Source organism: Paenacidovorax caeni, assembly GCF_001298675.1.
Lineage (GTDB): Bacteria > Pseudomonadota > Gammaproteobacteria > Burkholderiales > Burkholderiaceae_C > Paenacidovorax > Paenacidovorax caeni.
In genome coordinates, this window is record NZ_CYIG01000005.1 from 116,802 (window position 1) to 132,779 (window position 15,978).

A 15,978-nucleotide genomic window follows, 5' to 3' on the forward strand; every position below is an offset into this window, starting at 1 on the left:
TTTGCCACCTGTGCCGGGCCGCATGGCGTGCAGCCGTTCGATGCAGCCCCCGGTAACCCCGTGACACCGGGCGTCACGCGCTTCGACTAAGCTTGGCCGTTCCTTCCATCGCCACGGCTTTGCCCATGCCCCACACCCCGTTGCCCCCTTTGACCGACCTTGCCGACGCCACCGCGCCTGCCCGCTCCGTGCCGTTGGCCGGGGCCAGCAATTTCCGCGACCTCGGTGGGTACCAGGGCCGGGACGGACGCACGGTGAAGTGGCGCCGCCTGTTCCGCTCCGACCACCTGGCGGCGCTGACGCCGCAGGACCAGGACACGCTGGCCCGCCTGGGCGTGGCGCGCAGCATCGACTTTCGCGGGCAGGCCGAGAGCGCGGCGCATGCCTACCGGCTGCCTGGGGTGGACTACCGCCACCTCGTCATCGAGCCCACGGTGATCCAGCGCGCCTTGGAGCTGCAGCGTGCCGGCCAGCACCTGACGGCGCAGGACGCCGTGGCGCTGATGCAGGCCACCTACCGGGGCTTCGTGCGCGAGAGCGCGCCGCGCTTCGCCGAGCTGTTCCGCCTGCTGCTGGACGCGCAGGACGCGCCCCTGGTGTTTCACTGCACGGCGGGCAAGGACCGCACCGGCTTCGCGGCGGCGCTGATCCTGCATGCGCTGGGCGTGCCGCGCGCGGTGGTGATGCATGACTACCTGCTTACCAACACGCTGTACCGCCGCCCCGCGGGCCTGGGCGGCCACGCCCCCGACGAAGTGCTGGCCGTGCTCTGGCGCGTGCAGGAGGACTTCCTCGAAGCCGCCCTGCACCTGGTGGACGGCGAGTACGGCGGCATGGACACCTACCTGGCCGACGTGCTGGGCGTGGACGCTGCCGCCCAGCGCGAACTGGCAGCGCGCTACCTGCAGCCCTGAAACTCCTGTTTTGATAGCTGCTAGCGCTTGATGGGTAAGCGCTACGGCCGTTTTTGTTGTAAATGCATGGCCGCGATGCTGCGCGCCTCTGGCGGTGCCAGGGCGTTGCACCCGTTCGGCGCGGGGTGTCTGCCAGGCGACCTGCAGCCGCCGGCGTGGGCCGCTACGATACGCGCGCCGGTCCGCGAAGGGCGGCAGCGACACACACACAGGAGACCTATCGACCATGTTCAGCCACGTCATGCTGGGAGCCAGCAACCTCGACAAATCCCGCCAGTTCTACGACGCCCTGCTCGGCGCCTTGGGCGCTGGCCCCGGCGTTACCGACCCGAAGAACCGCACGTTCTGGCGCCACGCGGGCAACACCTTCGCCATCACCGCGCCCATCAACGGCGAGCCCGCAAGCCATGGCAACGGCGCCACCCTGGGTTTTGCCGCGCAATCGCCCGAGCAGGTGAACGCCGCGCATGCCGCAGGCGCGGCCGCGGGCGGCGTGACGTGCGAAGACCCGCCGGGCTGGCGCGAGGCCGCAGGCATGCGCCTGTACCTGGCCTACCTGCGCGACCCCGACGGCAACAAGCTGTGCCTGCTGCACCGCCCGCCGAAGGAAAAGCCGGCCGCGTGAGGCATTGAGGCATTGAGGCGCTGTGCGGCCGCGCCGCCCTGGTTTTGCCCCTTTTTTCAGAGAGAGTTCATTGATGCAATTGTCCGAACAATGGGTGCTGGTCACCGGTGGTGCGCGGGGCCTGGGCCAGGCCATCACGCGCGCGTTGGCACGCGAGGGTGCCGGCGTCGTCATCAACTACCACCGCAGCGCAGCGGCCGCGCAGGCGCTGGCCGAGGAGCTGGGCCCGCGCGCCATCGCGCTGCAGGCCGACGTGACCGATGCCGCGGCCGTGCAGCGCCTGTTCGCCGTGGCGCAGGAGCGCACGGGTGGGCGCATCAGCGCGGTGGTGAACAACGCGCTGGCGCAGTTCTCCTTCGACGGCGATGCGCGCCCCAAGCTGGGTGACATTGCCTGGGAGCGCTTCAGCCAGCAGATTGAGGGCGCCGTGAAGGGCGCGCTCAACACCATGCAGGCGGCGCTGCCTGGCATGCGCGCGCAGGGGTTTGGGCGCATCGTCAACGTGGGCACCAACCTGTTTCAAAACCCCGTGGTGCCCTACCACGACTACACGGCGGCCAAGGCGGCGCTGCTGTCGCTCACACGCACGGCGGCGAACGACCTGGGGCCGGACGGCATCACGGTGAACATGGTCTCGGGCGGGCTGCTGCGCACCACCGATGCCAGCAGCGCCACGCCCGAGGCGGTGTTCGACCTCATCGCCAGCATGACCCCGCTGCGCCGCGTGACCACGCCGGCCGAGTTCGCCGACGCGGTGCTGTTTTTCCTCTCGCCCTGGGCGCGTGCCGTGACCGGGCAGAACCTGGTCGTGGACAGCGGCCTGGTGAAGGATTGACCAAGGAGAACCCCCCATGACCTGGACCCACCCCATCACCGCCAAGTGGCCGGCGCGCCACCCCGAGCGGCTGCAGCTGTATTCGCTGGCCACGCCCAACGGCGTGAAGGTGTCGATTGCGCTGGAAGAAATGCAGCTGCCCTACGAGGCGCACCTGGTGAGCTTTGCCACCAACGATCAGTTCTCGCCCGCGTTCCTGGCGCTGGCACCGAACAACAAGATTCCGGCCATTCTGGACCCCCAGGGGCCCGGCGGGCAGCCGCTGGTGCTGTTCGAGTCGGGCGCCATCCTCCTCTACCTGGCGGAAAAGACCGGGCAGTTCCTGCCCCGGGAGGGCGCCGCGCGCTACGAGACGCTGCAGTGGCTGATGTGGCAGATGGGCGGCGTTGGCCCCATGTTCGGGCAGCTGGGCTTCTTCCACAAATACGCCGGCAAGGACTACGAGGACAAGCGCCCGCGTGACCGCTACGTGGCCGAGTCGCGCCGCCTGCTGGGGGTGCTGGAGCAGCGCCTGGCGGGCCGTGACTGGGTCATGGGCAGCGAGTACACCATTGCCGACATGGCCATCTTCCCCTGGGTGCGCAACCTGGTGGAGCACTACGGCGCGGGCGATCTGGTGGGCTGGGGCGATTTTGCGCAGGTGCAGCGTGTGCTGGCAGCGTTCGTGGCGCGGCCTGCAGTGCAGCGCGGGCTGGTGGTGCCTGCGGCCTGAAGGAACGCGGCCCCTGAGGCGCTTGGCGCCTTCCCCCTCTCTCACGCAGCGCGTGGGTGGGGGCGCAGCCCTCGCTGCGGCGCGGCCTTGGCTCGGCGGCGCGCGCTGGGCCACCCCGGTGCCATGGGCCAAGGGAGGGGCGCAGTGGAGTGGGGAGCGGGGTTTGCTATTGTTTAAATAGCTGCTTGCGCTTTATTGGCAAGCGCTACAGGCCGAAAAGCCTGTGAATTTGCGCGGTCCCGGGCAGGTGCCCGGGATGCGTCCTGTGTCAGCGCCTCTTGAGCGCGCGCTGGCCGCTGCGGCGCTTTTTTTCGAGGAAAAAGCGCAGCTCCTTGTCGTTGCGCCGGATGTGCAGCGACAGCCAGTCGCGCAGCACCGAGGACAGCTGCGCGGCCACGGTGATGCTGCCCGCGTCGAGCTTTGCCTTGAGTGCGCGCAGGTCGTCGACGAAGTGCTCATGGCCGACGCGGTGGTTTCCAGGCCGGGAAACTCCGCCTGCTGCATCTGCATCTCCTCGTGGCGCAGGTGCTCTGCGGTGTCGGCGATCAGGCGCTCCAGCAGGTCTGCCACCACGCTCTGCCCGTTGCCCTGGCTGGTGGCGGTGTGCAGCTCGTTGACCAGATCGACCAGCTTGCGGTGCTCCGCGTCGATCTGGCCGTTGTCGATGACCATGTCATCGGCCCATTCAAAGTACGCCATGGCGCTCCCTCTTTCGGTGGTTTTAGCTTGGCAGCGCCAGCGGGGCGGTCGGCTTGGCCAGCGCGCCTTGGTGCTGCAGCGTGCCATTGCCGGGGAGGCGGAACACGCTCACCGTGTGCACCAGCGTTTGCGCCTGGCGTTCCAGCGACTGCGCGGCGGCGGCGGATTCCTCCACCAGCGCGGCATTGGACTGGGTCACCTGGTCCATCTGGCCCATGGCCTCGTTGATCTGGTCGATTCCGTGCGACTGGTCGGCACTGGCGCTGCTGATCTCGCCCATGATGTCGGAAACACGGCGCACGCTCACCACGATTTCGTCCATGGTGCTGCCGGCCTTCTCCACCAGCATGCAGCCCTCGGAGACATTGCGCACCGAGGCCTCGATCAGCCCCTTGATCTCCTTGGCCGCCTCGGCGCTGCGGCCCGCGAGCTGGCGCACCTCGCCCGCCACCACGGCGAAGCCGCGGCCTTGCTCGCCGGCGCGGGCGGCTTCCACTGCGGCATTCAGCGCCAGGATGTTGGTCTGGAAGGCAATGGAGTCGATCACACCGATGATGTCGGCGATCTTGCGCGACGAGGCGTTGATGGACTCCATGGTGTGCACCACCTGGCCCACCACCTCGCCACCGCGCACGGCCACCTTCGAGGCGGATTCGGCCAGCTCGTTGGCGTGCTTGCCGCTGTCGTAGTTCTGCTTCACGGTGCTTGCCAGCTCATGCATCGAGGCCGTGGTTTCTTCCAGCGCGGCCGCCTGTTCCTCGGTGCGCGAGGACAGATCCAGGTTGCCCGCAGCGATCTGGCTGGTGGCCGTGGCGATGGTGTCGCTGCTGTGGCGCACCTCATTCACGATGCCCGTCAGGCTGGTGTTCATGTGCTGCAGCGCCGAAAGCAGTTGGCCCGCTTCGTCGCGGCTGTGCACCTCGATCTCGCTGCGCAGGTCGCCTTCGGAGACGGCCTGGGCCACGCGCACCGCCTGGCGCAGCGGGGCAGTGATGGAGCGCGTGATCCATGCGGCCAGCAGCAGGCCGATGACCAGGCCGCCGATGCCCAGGCCGAGCAGCAGCATGCGCGCGAACTGCGCCTCGGCCTTGGCGCGGGCGCCGGCTTCGGTCACCAGGCGCTGCTCCAGCCTGGCCAGGCGGTCCACGCGGTCCTGCACCGCCGTCAGCTCCACCAGCGTGTGCTGCTGCAGCTCGGCGAAAGCCTCTTCCTTGCGGCCCGCGTCCACCAGTTCGTTGAACTTGCCCTGCGAGGCGACGTAGCGGCCGCGCGCGGCCTCGGCTTCGCCCAGGAGCTGCTTGCCATCGTCGCGGCGCACCAGCTCCTGCAGCGTCTTGAAGGCCTGCACGAAGGCCTCGCGGCCCGCCAGGATCTCGGCGCGCTTTTGCGCGCGCTGGGCCTCGGTCTCGGCGAAATAGATTTCGATGGTGCGGCGCGCGTTTGCCTGGGCGATGGAGCTGAGCGTGTTCGCTGCTTCGGCCTTGACCCATTCGCGCTCGATGATCAGGCGGTTGGTTTCGAGCAGGCTGCTGAGCTGCAGCAGCCCCACGACCACCATGGTGAGCATCATCGCAATGAGCACGCCGAAGCCCAGTGCCAGGCGTGTGCCGATGCGCCAGTCGCGCGGTGACCAGGAAGATGTGGATAGGGTGGTCATAGGGTTGTTGTGCTGAAAAGGGGTAGACCGCAGGCCCTTCGCCGCCAAATCGACAAAGCTTGCGCCCGTTACCTGTGGTTACTTGTGTCTTCTGAATCGGGCAGTCTATTAATTAACTCGGCCATTTTTCGCTTCCTTGACAAGAAATAAGGGGTAATAGGGCACTATCGGCCTTTTCCGTACATGCCATGCAACGTCGCCATTTGTTCGCCCTGTGCGCCCTGCCCGTTTTCGCGGCGTGCGCCAGCCGCATGCCCAGCTATACCGTGACCGCCGCGCAATTGCAGGCCGCGCTGGCAGCGCGGTTTCCGCGCCGCCAGCCGGTGGCAGGCCTGGCCGAACTGGAGCTGCAGGCACCGCGGCTGCGCCTGCTGCCCGAGGAGAACCGCGTTGGCGCCGAGCTGGCGCTGCAGGCCTTCGGGGGGCTGCTGCAGCGCAGCTATCCGGGCGTGCTCGACGTCGATTTCGGCCTGCGTTACGAGGCGGCCGACCGCAGCCTGCGCGCCACCGCCGTGCGCTTGAACGTGCTGCGTATCGACGGCCTGCCGCCGCGCGCGGCGGCCGTGCTGCAGGGGCTGGGCGCGGCCCTGGCCGGCCAGGCACTGGGCGAAGTGGTGCTGCACCATCTGCGCGACAAGGACCTGGCCCTGGCCGATGGCCTGGGCATGCAGCCCGGCCCCATCACCGTGACGCCGCAGGGCCTGCGCATCGACTTCGTGCCGCGCGCAGCGCCTTGATGCTCCTGTTTGCGTAGCTGGCAGCGCTTGTTGGGTAAGCATTTGAGGTTGAAAAATACCTCAATCCTTTTGCTGTAGAGCGCTATCAGCTATTAAAAAAGGAGTTAAAGAGGATTGTCCTGCGCGCGTGCCGCACTGTCGCACGCTTGGCCCCTTGGCAGGTGCCCAGGCCGGACCCATAGTCTGGGCATGACCGATACCCCCATCCTCCGCACCCAGCCACTGGGCCCGCTGTGGCCCACCATGGATCCGTTCCTGTTTTGCGCCCACCACGACGACGCCTATCCGGCGGGCGATGGTGCGCAGGGCGTGCCCGCCGCCGCCCTGGGCGGGCGGGCGCTGGGCAGCGACTTCAGCCGCCAGGATGGTTTTTCGATGTACCACGGCGAGCGCGTGCCTGGCTTTCCGGTGCACCCGCACCGCGGTTTCGAAACCGTGACCCTGGTGCGCCGGGGGCTGATTGACCACAGCGACTCGCTGGGCGCGGCCGCCCGCTTTGGCGGTGGCGACGTGCAGTGGCTCACGGCTGGCCGCGGCATCCAGCATGCCGAGATGTTCCCGCTGCTGAACGCCAGCGCACCCAATCCGCTGGAGCTGTTCCAGGTCTGGCTGAACCTGCCCGCCCGCAGCAAGATGGCAGCGCCGCACTTCACCATGTTCTGGAACGAACGCATCCCGCGCCTGGAGCACGTCGACGCCGAGGGCCACGCCACCCTGGTGCGCGTGGTGGCCGGGGCGCTGCCGGGTGCGGGTGCGCCGCTGGCGCCGCCGCCCGAGTCGTGGGCCAGCAGCCCGGATGCCGACGTGGCCATCTGGACGCTGCAGCTTGCCCCCGGCGCGCGCTGGACGCTGCCGCGCGCGGCCGGCAGCGCCACGCAGCGCATGCTGTACTTCTTCGTCGGCAGCGGCTTGCAGATTGGCCCCGTGGCCGTGCGCGAGCACGCGGCGCTGCATGTGGACGCGACGCAGGACTGGGAGCTGCGCAACCTCGGCAGCGATACCGTGGAATGCCTGGTGCTGCAGGGCCGTCCCCTGGGCGAGAGCGTGGCGCAGTACGGCCCCTTCGTAATGAACACGCAGGCCGAGATCATGCAGGCGCTGCAGGATTACCGGCGCACCCAGTTCGGCGGCTGGCCCTGGAGCGCGCCCGGCCCGGTGCACGGCAGCGCGCCCCGGCGTTTCGCGCGCCACCCCGGCGCACAGACCGACGCGCTGCCGGCGTGAATTCTGGGCGCGGCAGGGGTGTTGGGCGTGGACAATGCGGGTTGCCGTTTTTTCCTGTTCCAGCCCGCCGAGGATTTTGTATGCACATCACCAAGGACACCGCCGTCACCCTGAGCTACCAGCTCACCACGCCCCAGGGCAAGCTGCTGGACAAGGGCCACATGGCCTACCTGCACGGCGGCTACGAGAACATCTTCCCCAAGGTCGAGGCCGCGCTGGAAGGCCAGGCCGCAGGCTACGCCGTCACGCTGGACCTGGACGTGGACGACGCCTTCGGCGAGCGCGACGAGCGCCTGGTACGCACCATTCCCAAGAGCGAGTTCCCCCCGGGCGTGAAAGTGGGCGGCCAGCTGCGCGGCCCTGGCCCCGATGGCCACCCGCAGGCCTTCAACGTCGTCAAGATCAAAGGCGCCGAGGTGCATCTGGACGGCAACCATCCGCTCGCGGGCCAGGCCCTGCGCTTTGCCTGCCAGGTCACCGAGGTGCGCGCTGCCACTGCCGAGGAAATCGCCCACCGCCATGTCCATGGCGGGCATGGACACCACCACTGATACAAGAACGTGCCCATGGTCTTTTCATAGTGCCCGCAAGGCAGCAAAAGGCCGCAATCCAGGCGCGCGCCGCAGGCCATGCTGGCGGCCTGGTCAACGTGCGCAACGACGCAGTAGCGGCCTTTTGCTGCCTTGCCCTTCGGGTTGCCCCGCAAAAGTGGCATCTGCGGCGTTGCAAATGCTCGCCGGGCCACCAGCCCGGCTGCGCTTAGCGCCTTGCACCTGCCACTTTTGCAGTGCAACGGGCACTATGAAAAGACCATGGGCACGTTCTCAGGGCTTTCCCGCGCGGCGTGCCCGGTGTTTTGAGCGGTGGCGCGGCGTGGGGGCGATAAGATGGCAGCGTGCCCCGGCAGTCCGCCAGGGGCAGCTCAAGGAGAGGTCATCACGATGCAAGTGCAAGTCCATACCGACGACAAGATCCATGGCGGTGAATCGCTGGCCCAATGGGTGCAGCAGGAGGCCCAGACCCGCCTGGCGCGTTACCGCGAGCTGGTGACGCGCATTGAGGTCTTCCTGACCGACGTCGATGCGGGCAAGTCCGGCGCCAACGACAAGCGCTGCCGTATCGAGGCCCGGCCCGCCGGCCGCCAGCCCGTGGCCGTCACGGCCGATGCCGACAAGGTGGCTGACGCCGTAACTGGCGCCCTCGAGAAGCTGATGCGCGCCATCGACCACGACCTGGGCCGTGCCAAAGACCGCCACGGCCGCGACACCATCCGCACCGCCGAAGGCTAAGCCTTCCGCCTGGCCCGGCCAGCCCTGTGCAGGCTGGCGGGCCTGCAGGCCGCAGGCTCTAGCAGCCCTGCGACCGGCACCACACGGGCGGCACCGCTCCCCCGTTTAGCACCATTGTTTCCCCTCTTTTTTGCATTTTTGGTCCAGCGGCGCGTTCGTGATAATGCGGCCATGGTCTCCGCACTTGCCGCAACGTCATCCGCTGCCCTGCAGGGCTGGAGTGCTGCTGCCGGGGCGCAGCGTATGCAGCGCCAGGGCGCATCCCGCGAGGCATCTGCCACCGAGCAGGCTGGTGAGGAGCGCAGTGCTAGTACGCCCGACGCGCGTGCCGCCAACGATGCCGAGCAAGCGCGCGCCCTGCAACGCGAAATCGAGCGCCTGAGCGCACGCGACAAAGAGGTGCGTGCGCACGAGCAAGCCCACATGACGGCTGGCGCAGGCCTGGTGACGCGCGGGGCCAGCTACAGCTACGTCAAAGGCCCCGACGGCCGTCGCTATGCCACTGGTGGCGAAGTCGGCATCGACACCTCGCCAGGCAAGACCCCGCAAGAAACCATCGACAAGGCGCAGCGCATCCGCGCCGCTGCGCTGGCTCCTGCCCAGCCTTCGGGCCAAGACCTGCAGGTGGCTGCGCAAGCGACACAAATGCAAATGCAGGCGCAGATGGAGCTGATGCTGCAGCGGCGCAACGCCGCCTACAGCGGCATGGCGGAAGAAGCTGGCGGCAGCACCGCCCAACGCCGCACCCCGCTCTACGCGGTGGCGTGAACCGCTCCCCCAAGAAAATCTGCAGGACTCAATCGCTCCATTTTTAGGAGCTGCTCGCGCTTGTCCAGTGAGGCTTGGAGGCGCTTTTGATCGTTAATTCACGCCCCAATGCAACAAGCCACCGGCCTGACGGCGCGGTGGCTTGTGCGTTACGCAGGCACGGGGCGCTGCGCACAGGGTGGAGCCAGGCTTACGCGCTGATCACGCGCACCATTTCCAGGCACTTGTTCGAGTAGCCCCACTCGTTGTCGTACCAGCTCACCACCTTGATGAAGGTCTTGTCCAGGGCAATGCCGGCTTCGGCGTCAAACACCGAGGTGCAGGGCTCGCCACGGAAGTCGGTGGCCACCACCTTGTCTTCGGTGTAGCCCAGCACGCCCTTCATGGCGCCCTCAGAGGCGGCCTTCATGGCGGCGCAGATTTCCTTGTAGTCGGCTTCTTTTTCCAGCTCGACGGTCAGGTCCACCACCGACACGTCGGAGGTGGGCACGCGGAACGACATGCCAGTCAGCTTCTTGTTCAGCTCAGGAATCACCACGCCCACCGCCTTGGCGGCGCCGGTGCTGGAGGGGATGATGTTTTCCAGAATGCCGCGGCCACCGCGCCAGTCTTTGTTCGACGGGCCGTCCACGGTTTTTTGCGTGGCAGTCGCTGCGTGCACGGTGGTCATCAGGCCGCGCTTGATGCCCCAGTTGTCGTTGAGCACCTTGGCCACGGGGGCCAGGCAGTTGGTGGTGCACGAAGCGTTGGAGACGATAGTCTGGCCCGCGTATTTTTCGTGGTTCACGCCAAAGACGAACATGGGGGTGTCGTCCTTGGAAGGAGCCGACATCAGCACTTTCTTGGCGCCAGCGGCCAGGTGCTTCTCGGCGCTGGCCTTGTCCAGGAACAGGCCGGTGGCTTCGATCACCACGTCGGCGCCGACTTCGTTCCACTTCAGGTTGGCCGGGTCGCGCTCTTGCGTCAGGCGGATCTTCTTGCCGTTGACCACCAGGGTGTTGCCTTCGACGGACACGGTGCCCTTGAAGCGGCCGTGCACGCTGTCGTACTTGAGCATGTACGCCAGGTAGTCGGGTTCGAGCAGGTCGTTGATGCCAACGATTTCGATGTCAGAGAAGTTCTGCACTGCGGCGCGGAACACCATGCGGCCGATGCGGCCGAAGCCGTTGATGCCAACCTTGATAGTCATTTCAGTCTCTCTTTTCCAAGTTAAACAACACAATCAATGCTTCTTGCGCTTGAGCGCGGCCTGCACGGTGGCGGCCACGTTCTCGGCGGTGAAACCAAAGTGCTTGAACAGCACGCCGGCCGGGGCCGACTCGCCGTAGGTGTCGATGCCCACCACGGCGGCGCAGCCGTACTTCCACCAGAAGTCGGTCACGCCCATCTCCACGGCGATGCGCGGCAGGTCGGCGGGCAGCACGGCCTTCTTGTATTTCACGTCCTCGCGGTCGAAGGTCGTGGTGCTGGGCATCGAGACCACGCGCACGGCGATCTTCTTCTCGGCCAGCAGCTTTTGCGCAGCCAGGGCCAGTTGCACCTCGGAGCCGGTGGCCACGATGACGGCCTGGGTCTTCTTGTTCTTCAGGCCCACGTCCTTGGGTTCGGACAGCACGTAGGCACCGCGCGAGATGTCGCCCAGCGCCTTGCCGCTCTTGGGCGCGTAGGGCAGGTTCTGGCGCGACAGCAGCAGGGCGGTGGGCTTGTCGCGGTTGCTCAGCGCCACGCTCCAGGCCACGGCGGTCTCGGCGGTGTCGGCAGGGCGCCACACGTCGAGGTTGGGGATCAGGCGCAGGCTGGCGGCGTGCTCGATGGACTGGTGCGTCGGGCCGTCTTCGCCCAGGCCGATGGAGTCGTGCGTGAACACGTGCACCACGCGCTGCTTCATCAGCGCGGCCATGCGGATGGCGTTGCGGCTGTAGTCGCTGAAGGTGAGGAAGGTGCCGCCGTAGGGGATGAAGCCACCATGCAGCGCCACGCCGTTCATGATGGCGGCCATGCCGAACTCGCGCACGCCGTAGTTGATGTGGCGGCCGCCGACCATTTCACCGTTCGCGGCCTCGGTCTTCACCACGTTGCCCTGCTGGTCAAAGCGCAGGTTGGGCGTGCTCTTGGTGTTGGTGAGGTTCGAGCCCGTGAGGTCGGCCGAGCCACCCAGCAGCTCGGGCAGCGCGGCGGTGAAGGCTTCGAGCGCCAGCTGGCTGGCCTTGCGGCTGGCCACGGTCTCGGCCTTGGCATGGGCTTGCACCACGGTGTCCACGGCGGTCTGGGCAAAGTGTGCCGGCAGGTCGCCTGCCATGCGGCGCACGAATTCGGCGGCCAGCGCCGGGTGCGCCTTCTTGTAGGCGGTAAAGCGCTTGTTCCATGCCGCCTCGCGCGCGGCGCCGGCCTTCTTGGCGTCCCAGCTGGCGTACACGTCGGTGGGAATCTCGAACGGGCCATGCGTCCAGCCCAGGGCTTCACGCGTGAGCGCAATTTCCTCGGCGCCCAGCGGCTCGCCGTGGGCCTTGGCCGTGCCTGCACGGTTCGGGCTGCCCTTGCCGATGGAGGTCTTGCAGATGATGAGCGAGGGGCGCTCGGTCTGGCCCTTGGCTTCGGCGATGGCGGCGGCCACCTTCTCGGCATCGTGGCCGTCGATCGGGCCGATGACGTTCCAGCCGCTGGCCACGAAGCGCAGCGCCGTGTTGTCGGCGAACCAGGGCGTGACCTGGCCGTCGATGGAGATGCCGTTGTCGTCGTACAGCGCAATCAGCTTGCCCAGCTTCCAGGCGCCGGCCAGCGAGATGGCTTCCTGGCCGATGCCTTCCATCAGGCAGCCGTCACCCAGGAAGGTGTAGGTGTGGTGGTCGACGATGGCGTGGCCGTCGCGGTTGAATTCGCTGGCCAGCAGCTTCTCGGCCAGCGCCATGCCCACGGCGTTGGTGATGCCCTGGCCCAGCGGGCCGGTGGTGGTTTCCACCCCCGGGGTCACGCCCACTTCGGGGTGGCCGGCGGTCTTGCTGTGCAGCTGGCGGAAGTTCTTCAGCTCCTGCAGCGGCAGGTCGTAGCCGGTGAGGTGCAGCAGGGCGTAGATCAGCATCGAGCCGTGGCCGTTGGAGAGCACGAAGCGGTCGCGGTTGGCCCAATGCGGGTTCGCGGGGTTGTGCTGCAGATGCTGGCCCCATAGCGCCACGGCCATGTCGGCCATGCCCATCGGGGCGCCGGGGTGGCCGGAATTGGCTTGTTGAACGGCATCCATTGCGAGTGCGCGGATCGCATTCGCCATTGTTTGAGAGTTGGCCATCGGGGCGGCTCCGAAAGGGGCGTGAAGGGGAAACCCGCAATTTTACCGGGCAGGCGGCGCGCCCGTCCGCGTGCCACCTATTCGCCATGGGCCCGGCGGCTCTTCGGGCGCGCTAATGGCCGCACGCATGTGGCCACGCTCGGCAGCTTGCGTGCGCTGGGCATCGCGCCGGCCAGGGCGCACAGTCCACCCGCTGCTACGGCGGGCAGTGACATTTTTCCTGGCTAGGATGGCCGCATGAACCAATGGCCCGCCTTCGACCTCTCCGCCACGCTGAGCACCCTGGCCAGCCTGCTGCTGGCCTTCCTGCTCGGCGCACTGATTGGTTTCGAGCGCCAGGTGCGCCAGCGCACGGCGGGGCTGCGCACCAACACCCTGGTGGCTGTGGGCGCAGCGGTGTTCGTCGACTTGGCGGTGCGCTTTCACGCGCTCTATGGCGGCTCGCCCAGCCCGCTGCAGGTGATTGCCTACGTGGTCTCGGGCATCGGCTTCCTCGGTGCCGGCGCCATCATGAAGGAGGGCGCCAACGTCTCGGGCCTGAACACCGCCGCCACGCTTTGGGGCTCTGCCGCCGTGGGCTGCTGCGCCGGCGCCAAGCTGCTGCCCGAGGCCGTGCTGGCGGCGCTGTTCGTGCTGGCGGCGAATACGCTGCTGCGCCCGGTGGTCAACCGCATCAACCGCCAGCCGGTGCAGGAGGAACTCAGCGAGGCCACCTACACGGTCTACGTCATCTGCCAGCGCGCGCGCCAGTCCGAGGTGCGCGAGCGGCTGGTCGAATGGCTGGAGGCCGCCAGCTACCCGGTGCGCGACATCGACCAGCACCCCTTTGGCCAGGGCGACGCGGAGATCGAGGCCACGCTCTACGCCACCGCCGTGGACGGCGGCGAACTGGACCAGATCATGGCCCGCCTGGAAGCCGAGGACGGCGTGCTGCAGGCCTTCTGGAACGCCAGCGCGGAGGATTGATGCGGCACCAGCGCCTGCCCGGCCCGAGCGGCCTTGGGCCACAGCACCAGGGGCCGATGCAGGGCTGGGCGCTGTCTGTGGCCGACCCGTTCTGCGCCACCTACACTGCGCCCCCATGACCACCACGCCCCCCATTCCCGCCATGCTGCTGGCCGCCGGCCGTGGCGAACGCATGCGCCCGCTGACCGACTCGTGCCCCAAGCCGTTGCTGCCCGTGCAGGGCGTACCGCTGCTGGAGTGGCATTTGCGCGCGCTGGCTGCTGCCGGTGTGCCGCGCGCGGTAGTCAATACCGCTTGGCTGGGTGCGCAGGTGGCGGCGCGTTTTGGTAGTGTTTTTGCCCTTGATGCGGCTTCAGACAAGCGCCAGCAGCTATCGATTTCATACTCCGACGAGGGGCAAGACTTTGGCCGCGCGCTGGAAACCGCCGGCGGCATCGCGCGTGCCCTGCCGCAGCTTGGCCCGGTGTTCTGGCTGGCGGCGGGCGACGTGTTTGCGCCCGACTTCGTCTTTGCGCCCGAGGCCGCGCAGGCCTTCGCCGCCAGCCCGCTGCTGGCGCACCTGTGGCTGGTGCCGAACCCGCCGCACCACCCGCGCGGCGATTTCGGCCTCTCCCCCGAGGGGTTGGCGCTGAACCTGCCCGACGCCGACCCGGCGCCGCGCTACACCTACAGCACGCTGGCGCTGCTGAAGGCCGCGCTGTTCGCGCCGCCCTGGTGCGACATTCCGCCCGGCAACCCGCAGGGCCTGGCCGCGCCGCTGGCGCCGCTGCTGCGCCGCGCCATGGATGCGGGCCGCGTTGGCGCCGCGCTGTACACCGGCCGTTGGACCGACGTGGGTACGCCCGAGCGCCTGCAAGCGCTCAACCAGCGCACTACCATAGCGCCATGACCACACCCCATGCCCAGCGCCGCCAGGCCCTCGCGTGCCAACTCGGTGCCGGTGGCATCGCCCTCATTCCCACCGCCACCGAGCAGCCGCGCAACCGCGACAACGGCTTTCCGTTCCGCCACGACAGTTACTTCTACTACCTCACCGGCTTCACCGAGCCGCAGGCCCTGCTGGTGCTTACGGCCGAGGGCGAGTCCACCCTGTTCTGCGCGCCCAAGGACCTGGAGCGCGAGATCTGGGACGGCTACCGCCTTGGCCCCGAGGCCGCGCCGGCCGCACTCGGCGTCGATGCCGCGCACTCCTTCGCCGAGCTGGGGGCGCGCCTGCCGCGCCTGCTGGAGAACCGCAGCCAGGTCTGGTTCCCGTTCGCCACCCACCCGGGCTTGGCCGCGCAGGTCGAGGGCTGGCTGGGCCAGGTGCGCGCGCGTGCGCGCTTTGGCGCGCTGTGCCCGGCGCAGCAAGGCGACCTGTGCACGCTGCTGGACGAAATGCGCCTGGTGAAAGACGCGCACGAGCTGGCCACCATGCGCCGTGCTGCCGAGATCAGTGCGGGCGCGCATGTGCGCGCCATGCAGCAGTCGGCGCGCATGCTGCGCGCGGGCCAGGACCTGCGCGAATACCACCTCGACGCCGAGCTGCTGCACGAATTCCGCCGCCATGGCGCGCAGTCTCCGGCCTATGGCTCCATCGTTGCGGCCGGTGCCAATGCCTGTGTGCTGCACTACCGTGCCGACGCCGCGCCGCTGCGCGACGGCGAACTGGTGCTGATCGACGCGGGCTGCGAGCTCGACGGCTACGCCAGCGACATCACGCGCACCTTCCCGGCCAACGGGCGTTTTACCGGACCGCAGCGCGCGCTCTACGACCTGGTGCTGGCCAGCCAGGAGGCCGCCGTGGCCGCCACGCGCCCCGGCAACCGCTTCAACGACCCGCACGATGCCACCGTGGCCGTGCTGGCGCAGGGCCTGCTTGACCTTGGCCTGCTCGACAAGGGCAAGGTAGGCAGCGCGCAGGACGTGATCGAGCAGCGTGCCTACTTCCCGTTCTACATGCACCGCACCGGCCACTGGCTGGGCATGGACGTGCACGACTGCGGCAGCTACGTCGAGCCCTCCGAAGTGGGGCAGACCAGCCAGCGCCAGGACCCGCTGTCGGGCGAAACCATCACCAACCGCCCGAGCCGCATCCTGCGCCCAGGCATGGTGTTGACCATCGAGCCGGGCCTGTACGTGCGCCCCGCCGAGGGCGTGCCCGAGGCGTTTTGGAACCTGGGTATTCGCATCGAGGACGACGCCGTGGTCACCGAGGGGGGCTGCGAACTCATCACGCGCGGCGTGCCCGTGGCCGCCGACGCGATCGAGGCGCTGATGCGCGACTGAT

16 protein-coding genes are annotated in these 15,978 nt (G+C 68.2%); 12 read left to right on the forward strand and 4 right to left on the reverse strand.

The window, feature by feature from the left end:
• Positions 1-125 precede the first annotated feature (125 nt).
• The 4 genes from BN2503_RS03160 to BN2503_RS03175 all read left to right on the forward strand — a co-directional run bounded on the left by BN2503_RS03160 (position 126) and on the right by BN2503_RS03175 (position 3,086).
• A complete protein-coding gene (locus BN2503_RS03160; protein ID WP_054255189.1) occupies positions 126-914 on the forward strand; it encodes a tyrosine-protein phosphatase in 789 nt (262 codons plus the stop codon).
• Between the two features lie 226 nt (positions 915-1,140).
• Positions 1,141-1,539 carry a VOC family protein gene (locus BN2503_RS03165; protein WP_054255190.1) on the forward strand — a complete coding sequence of 133 codons (399 nt, stop codon included), beginning with the start codon at positions 1,141-1,143 and terminating at the stop codon, positions 1,537-1,539.
• A 73-nt stretch (positions 1,540-1,612) separates the two neighbouring features.
• Positions 1,613-2,374, forward strand: a complete 762-nt coding sequence (locus BN2503_RS03170; RefSeq protein ID WP_054255191.1) for a 3-oxoacyl-ACP reductase — start codon at positions 1,613-1,615, stop codon at positions 2,372-2,374.
• A gap of 16 nt (positions 2,375-2,390) precedes the next feature.
• On the forward strand, positions 2,391-3,086 hold the full coding sequence (locus BN2503_RS03175) for a glutathione S-transferase N-terminal domain-containing protein (protein ID WP_054255192.1): 696 nt from the start codon (positions 2,391-2,393) through the stop codon (positions 3,084-3,086).
• Positions 3,087-3,278: 192 nt separating this feature from the next.
• Here the strand turns inward: BN2503_RS03175 and BN2503_RS19245 are convergent, their stop codons facing one another.
• On the reverse strand, positions 3,279-3,758 hold the full coding sequence (locus BN2503_RS19245; RefSeq protein WP_233494993.1) for a hemerythrin family protein: 480 nt from the start codon (positions 3,756-3,758) through the stop codon (positions 3,279-3,281).
• Positions 3,759-3,807: 49 nt separating this feature from the next.
• Entirely contained in the window at positions 3,808-5,442 is a 1,635-nt protein-coding gene (locus BN2503_RS21285; protein ID WP_074930040.1) for a methyl-accepting chemotaxis protein, read from the reverse strand.
• A 188-nt stretch (positions 5,443-5,630) separates the two neighbouring features.
• Here BN2503_RS21285 and BN2503_RS03185 point away from each other — a divergent pair, with 188 nt between their 5' ends.
• From BN2503_RS03185 to BN2503_RS19250, 5 genes are all read left to right on the forward strand, one after another.
• Positions 5,631-6,179 carry a hypothetical protein gene (locus BN2503_RS03185; protein WP_054255193.1) on the forward strand — a complete coding sequence of 183 codons (549 nt, stop codon included), beginning with the start codon at positions 5,631-5,633 and terminating at the stop codon, positions 6,177-6,179.
• A gap of 189 nt (positions 6,180-6,368) precedes the next feature.
• A complete protein-coding gene (locus BN2503_RS03190; RefSeq protein ID WP_054255194.1) occupies positions 6,369-7,403 on the forward strand; it encodes a pirin family protein in 1,035 nt (344 codons plus the stop codon).
• 80 nt (positions 7,404-7,483) lie between these two features.
• A complete protein-coding gene (locus BN2503_RS03195) occupies positions 7,484-7,954 on the forward strand; it encodes an FKBP-type peptidyl-prolyl cis-trans isomerase (RefSeq protein ID WP_054255195.1) in 471 nt (156 codons plus the stop codon).
• A gap of 390 nt (positions 7,955-8,344) precedes the next feature.
• Entirely contained in the window at positions 8,345-8,692 is a 348-nt protein-coding gene (locus tag BN2503_RS03200; protein WP_054255196.1) for an HPF/RaiA family ribosome-associated protein, read from the forward strand.
• A gap of 171 nt (positions 8,693-8,863) precedes the next feature.
• Positions 8,864-9,460 carry a putative metalloprotease CJM1_0395 family protein gene (locus BN2503_RS19250; protein ID WP_074930038.1) on the forward strand — a complete coding sequence of 199 codons (597 nt, stop codon included), beginning with the start codon at positions 8,864-8,866 and terminating at the stop codon, positions 9,458-9,460.
• Positions 9,461-9,650: 190 nt separating this feature from the next.
• Here BN2503_RS19250 and gap read toward each other — a convergent pair whose 3' ends face one another.
• Positions 9,651-10,649 carry a type I glyceraldehyde-3-phosphate dehydrogenase gene (gene gap, locus BN2503_RS03210; RefSeq protein ID WP_054255197.1) on the reverse strand — a complete coding sequence of 333 codons (999 nt, stop codon included), beginning with the start codon at positions 10,647-10,649 and terminating at the stop codon, positions 9,651-9,653.
• 33 nt (positions 10,650-10,682) lie between these two features.
• Complete coding sequence (gene tkt, locus BN2503_RS03215; protein ID WP_054255198.1) at positions 10,683-12,743, reverse strand: transketolase; 2,061 nt, start codon at positions 12,741-12,743, stop codon at positions 10,683-10,685.
• A gap of 237 nt (positions 12,744-12,980) precedes the next feature.
• On the opposite strand from tkt, the gene BN2503_RS03220 reads away from it, so the two are divergent.
• The 3 genes from BN2503_RS03220 (at position 12,981) to BN2503_RS03230 (ending at position 15,977) form a co-directional block, all read left to right on the forward strand.
• On the forward strand, positions 12,981-13,709 hold the full coding sequence (locus BN2503_RS03220; RefSeq protein ID WP_054255199.1) for an MgtC/SapB family protein: 729 nt from the start codon (positions 12,981-12,983) through the stop codon (positions 13,707-13,709).
• 115 nt (positions 13,710-13,824) lie between these two features.
• On the forward strand, positions 13,825-14,598 hold the full coding sequence (locus BN2503_RS03225) for a nucleotidyltransferase family protein (RefSeq protein WP_054255200.1): 774 nt from the start codon (positions 13,825-13,827) through the stop codon (positions 14,596-14,598).
• Complete coding sequence (locus tag BN2503_RS03230; protein WP_054255201.1) at positions 14,595-15,977, forward strand: aminopeptidase P N-terminal domain-containing protein; 1,383 nt, start codon at positions 14,595-14,597, stop codon at positions 15,975-15,977. The genes BN2503_RS03225 and BN2503_RS03230 overlap by 4 nt, the downstream gene beginning before the upstream one ends.
• The last annotated feature ends 1 nt before the right edge of the window (position 15,978 follow it).

Excerpts from the sequence above, each read along its gene's own strand:
- BN2503_RS03160 (WP_054255189.1), top strand. The coding sequence starts at position 126 with ATGCCCCACACCCCGTTGCCCCCTTTGACCGACCTTGCCGACGCCACC.
- BN2503_RS03165 (WP_054255190.1), top strand. The coding sequence starts at position 1,141 with ATGTTCAGCCACGTCATGCTGGGAGCCAGCAACCTCGACAAATCCCGC.
- BN2503_RS03170 (WP_054255191.1), top strand. The coding sequence starts at position 1,613 with ATGCAATTGTCCGAACAATGGGTGCTGGTCACCGGTGGTGCGCGGGGC.
- BN2503_RS03175 (WP_054255192.1), top strand. The coding sequence starts at position 2,391 with ATGACCTGGACCCACCCCATCACCGCCAAGTGGCCGGCGCGCCACCCC.
- BN2503_RS19245 (WP_233494993.1), bottom strand. The coding sequence starts at position 3,758 with ATGGTCATCGACAACGGCCAGATCGACGCGGAGCACCGCAAGCTGGTC.
- BN2503_RS21285 (WP_074930040.1), bottom strand. The coding sequence starts at position 5,442 with ATGACCACCCTATCCACATCTTCCTGGTCACCGCGCGACTGGCGCATC.
- BN2503_RS03185 (WP_054255193.1), top strand. The coding sequence starts at position 5,631 with ATGCAACGTCGCCATTTGTTCGCCCTGTGCGCCCTGCCCGTTTTCGCG.
- BN2503_RS03190 (WP_054255194.1), top strand. The coding sequence starts at position 6,369 with ATGACCGATACCCCCATCCTCCGCACCCAGCCACTGGGCCCGCTGTGG.
- BN2503_RS03195 (WP_054255195.1), top strand. The coding sequence starts at position 7,484 with ATGCACATCACCAAGGACACCGCCGTCACCCTGAGCTACCAGCTCACC.
- BN2503_RS03200 (WP_054255196.1), top strand. The coding sequence starts at position 8,345 with ATGCAAGTGCAAGTCCATACCGACGACAAGATCCATGGCGGTGAATCG.
- BN2503_RS19250 (WP_074930038.1), top strand. The coding sequence starts at position 8,864 with ATGGTCTCCGCACTTGCCGCAACGTCATCCGCTGCCCTGCAGGGCTGG.
- gap (WP_054255197.1), bottom strand. The coding sequence starts at position 10,649 with ATGACTATCAAGGTTGGCATCAACGGCTTCGGCCGCATCGGCCGCATG.
- tkt (WP_054255198.1), bottom strand. The coding sequence starts at position 12,743 with ATGGCCAACTCTCAAACAATGGCGAATGCGATCCGCGCACTCGCAATG.
- BN2503_RS03220 (WP_054255199.1), top strand. The coding sequence starts at position 12,981 with ATGAACCAATGGCCCGCCTTCGACCTCTCCGCCACGCTGAGCACCCTG.
- BN2503_RS03225 (WP_054255200.1), top strand. The coding sequence starts at position 13,825 with ATGACCACCACGCCCCCCATTCCCGCCATGCTGCTGGCCGCCGGCCGT.
- BN2503_RS03230 (WP_054255201.1), top strand. The coding sequence starts at position 14,595 with ATGACCACACCCCATGCCCAGCGCCGCCAGGCCCTCGCGTGCCAACTC.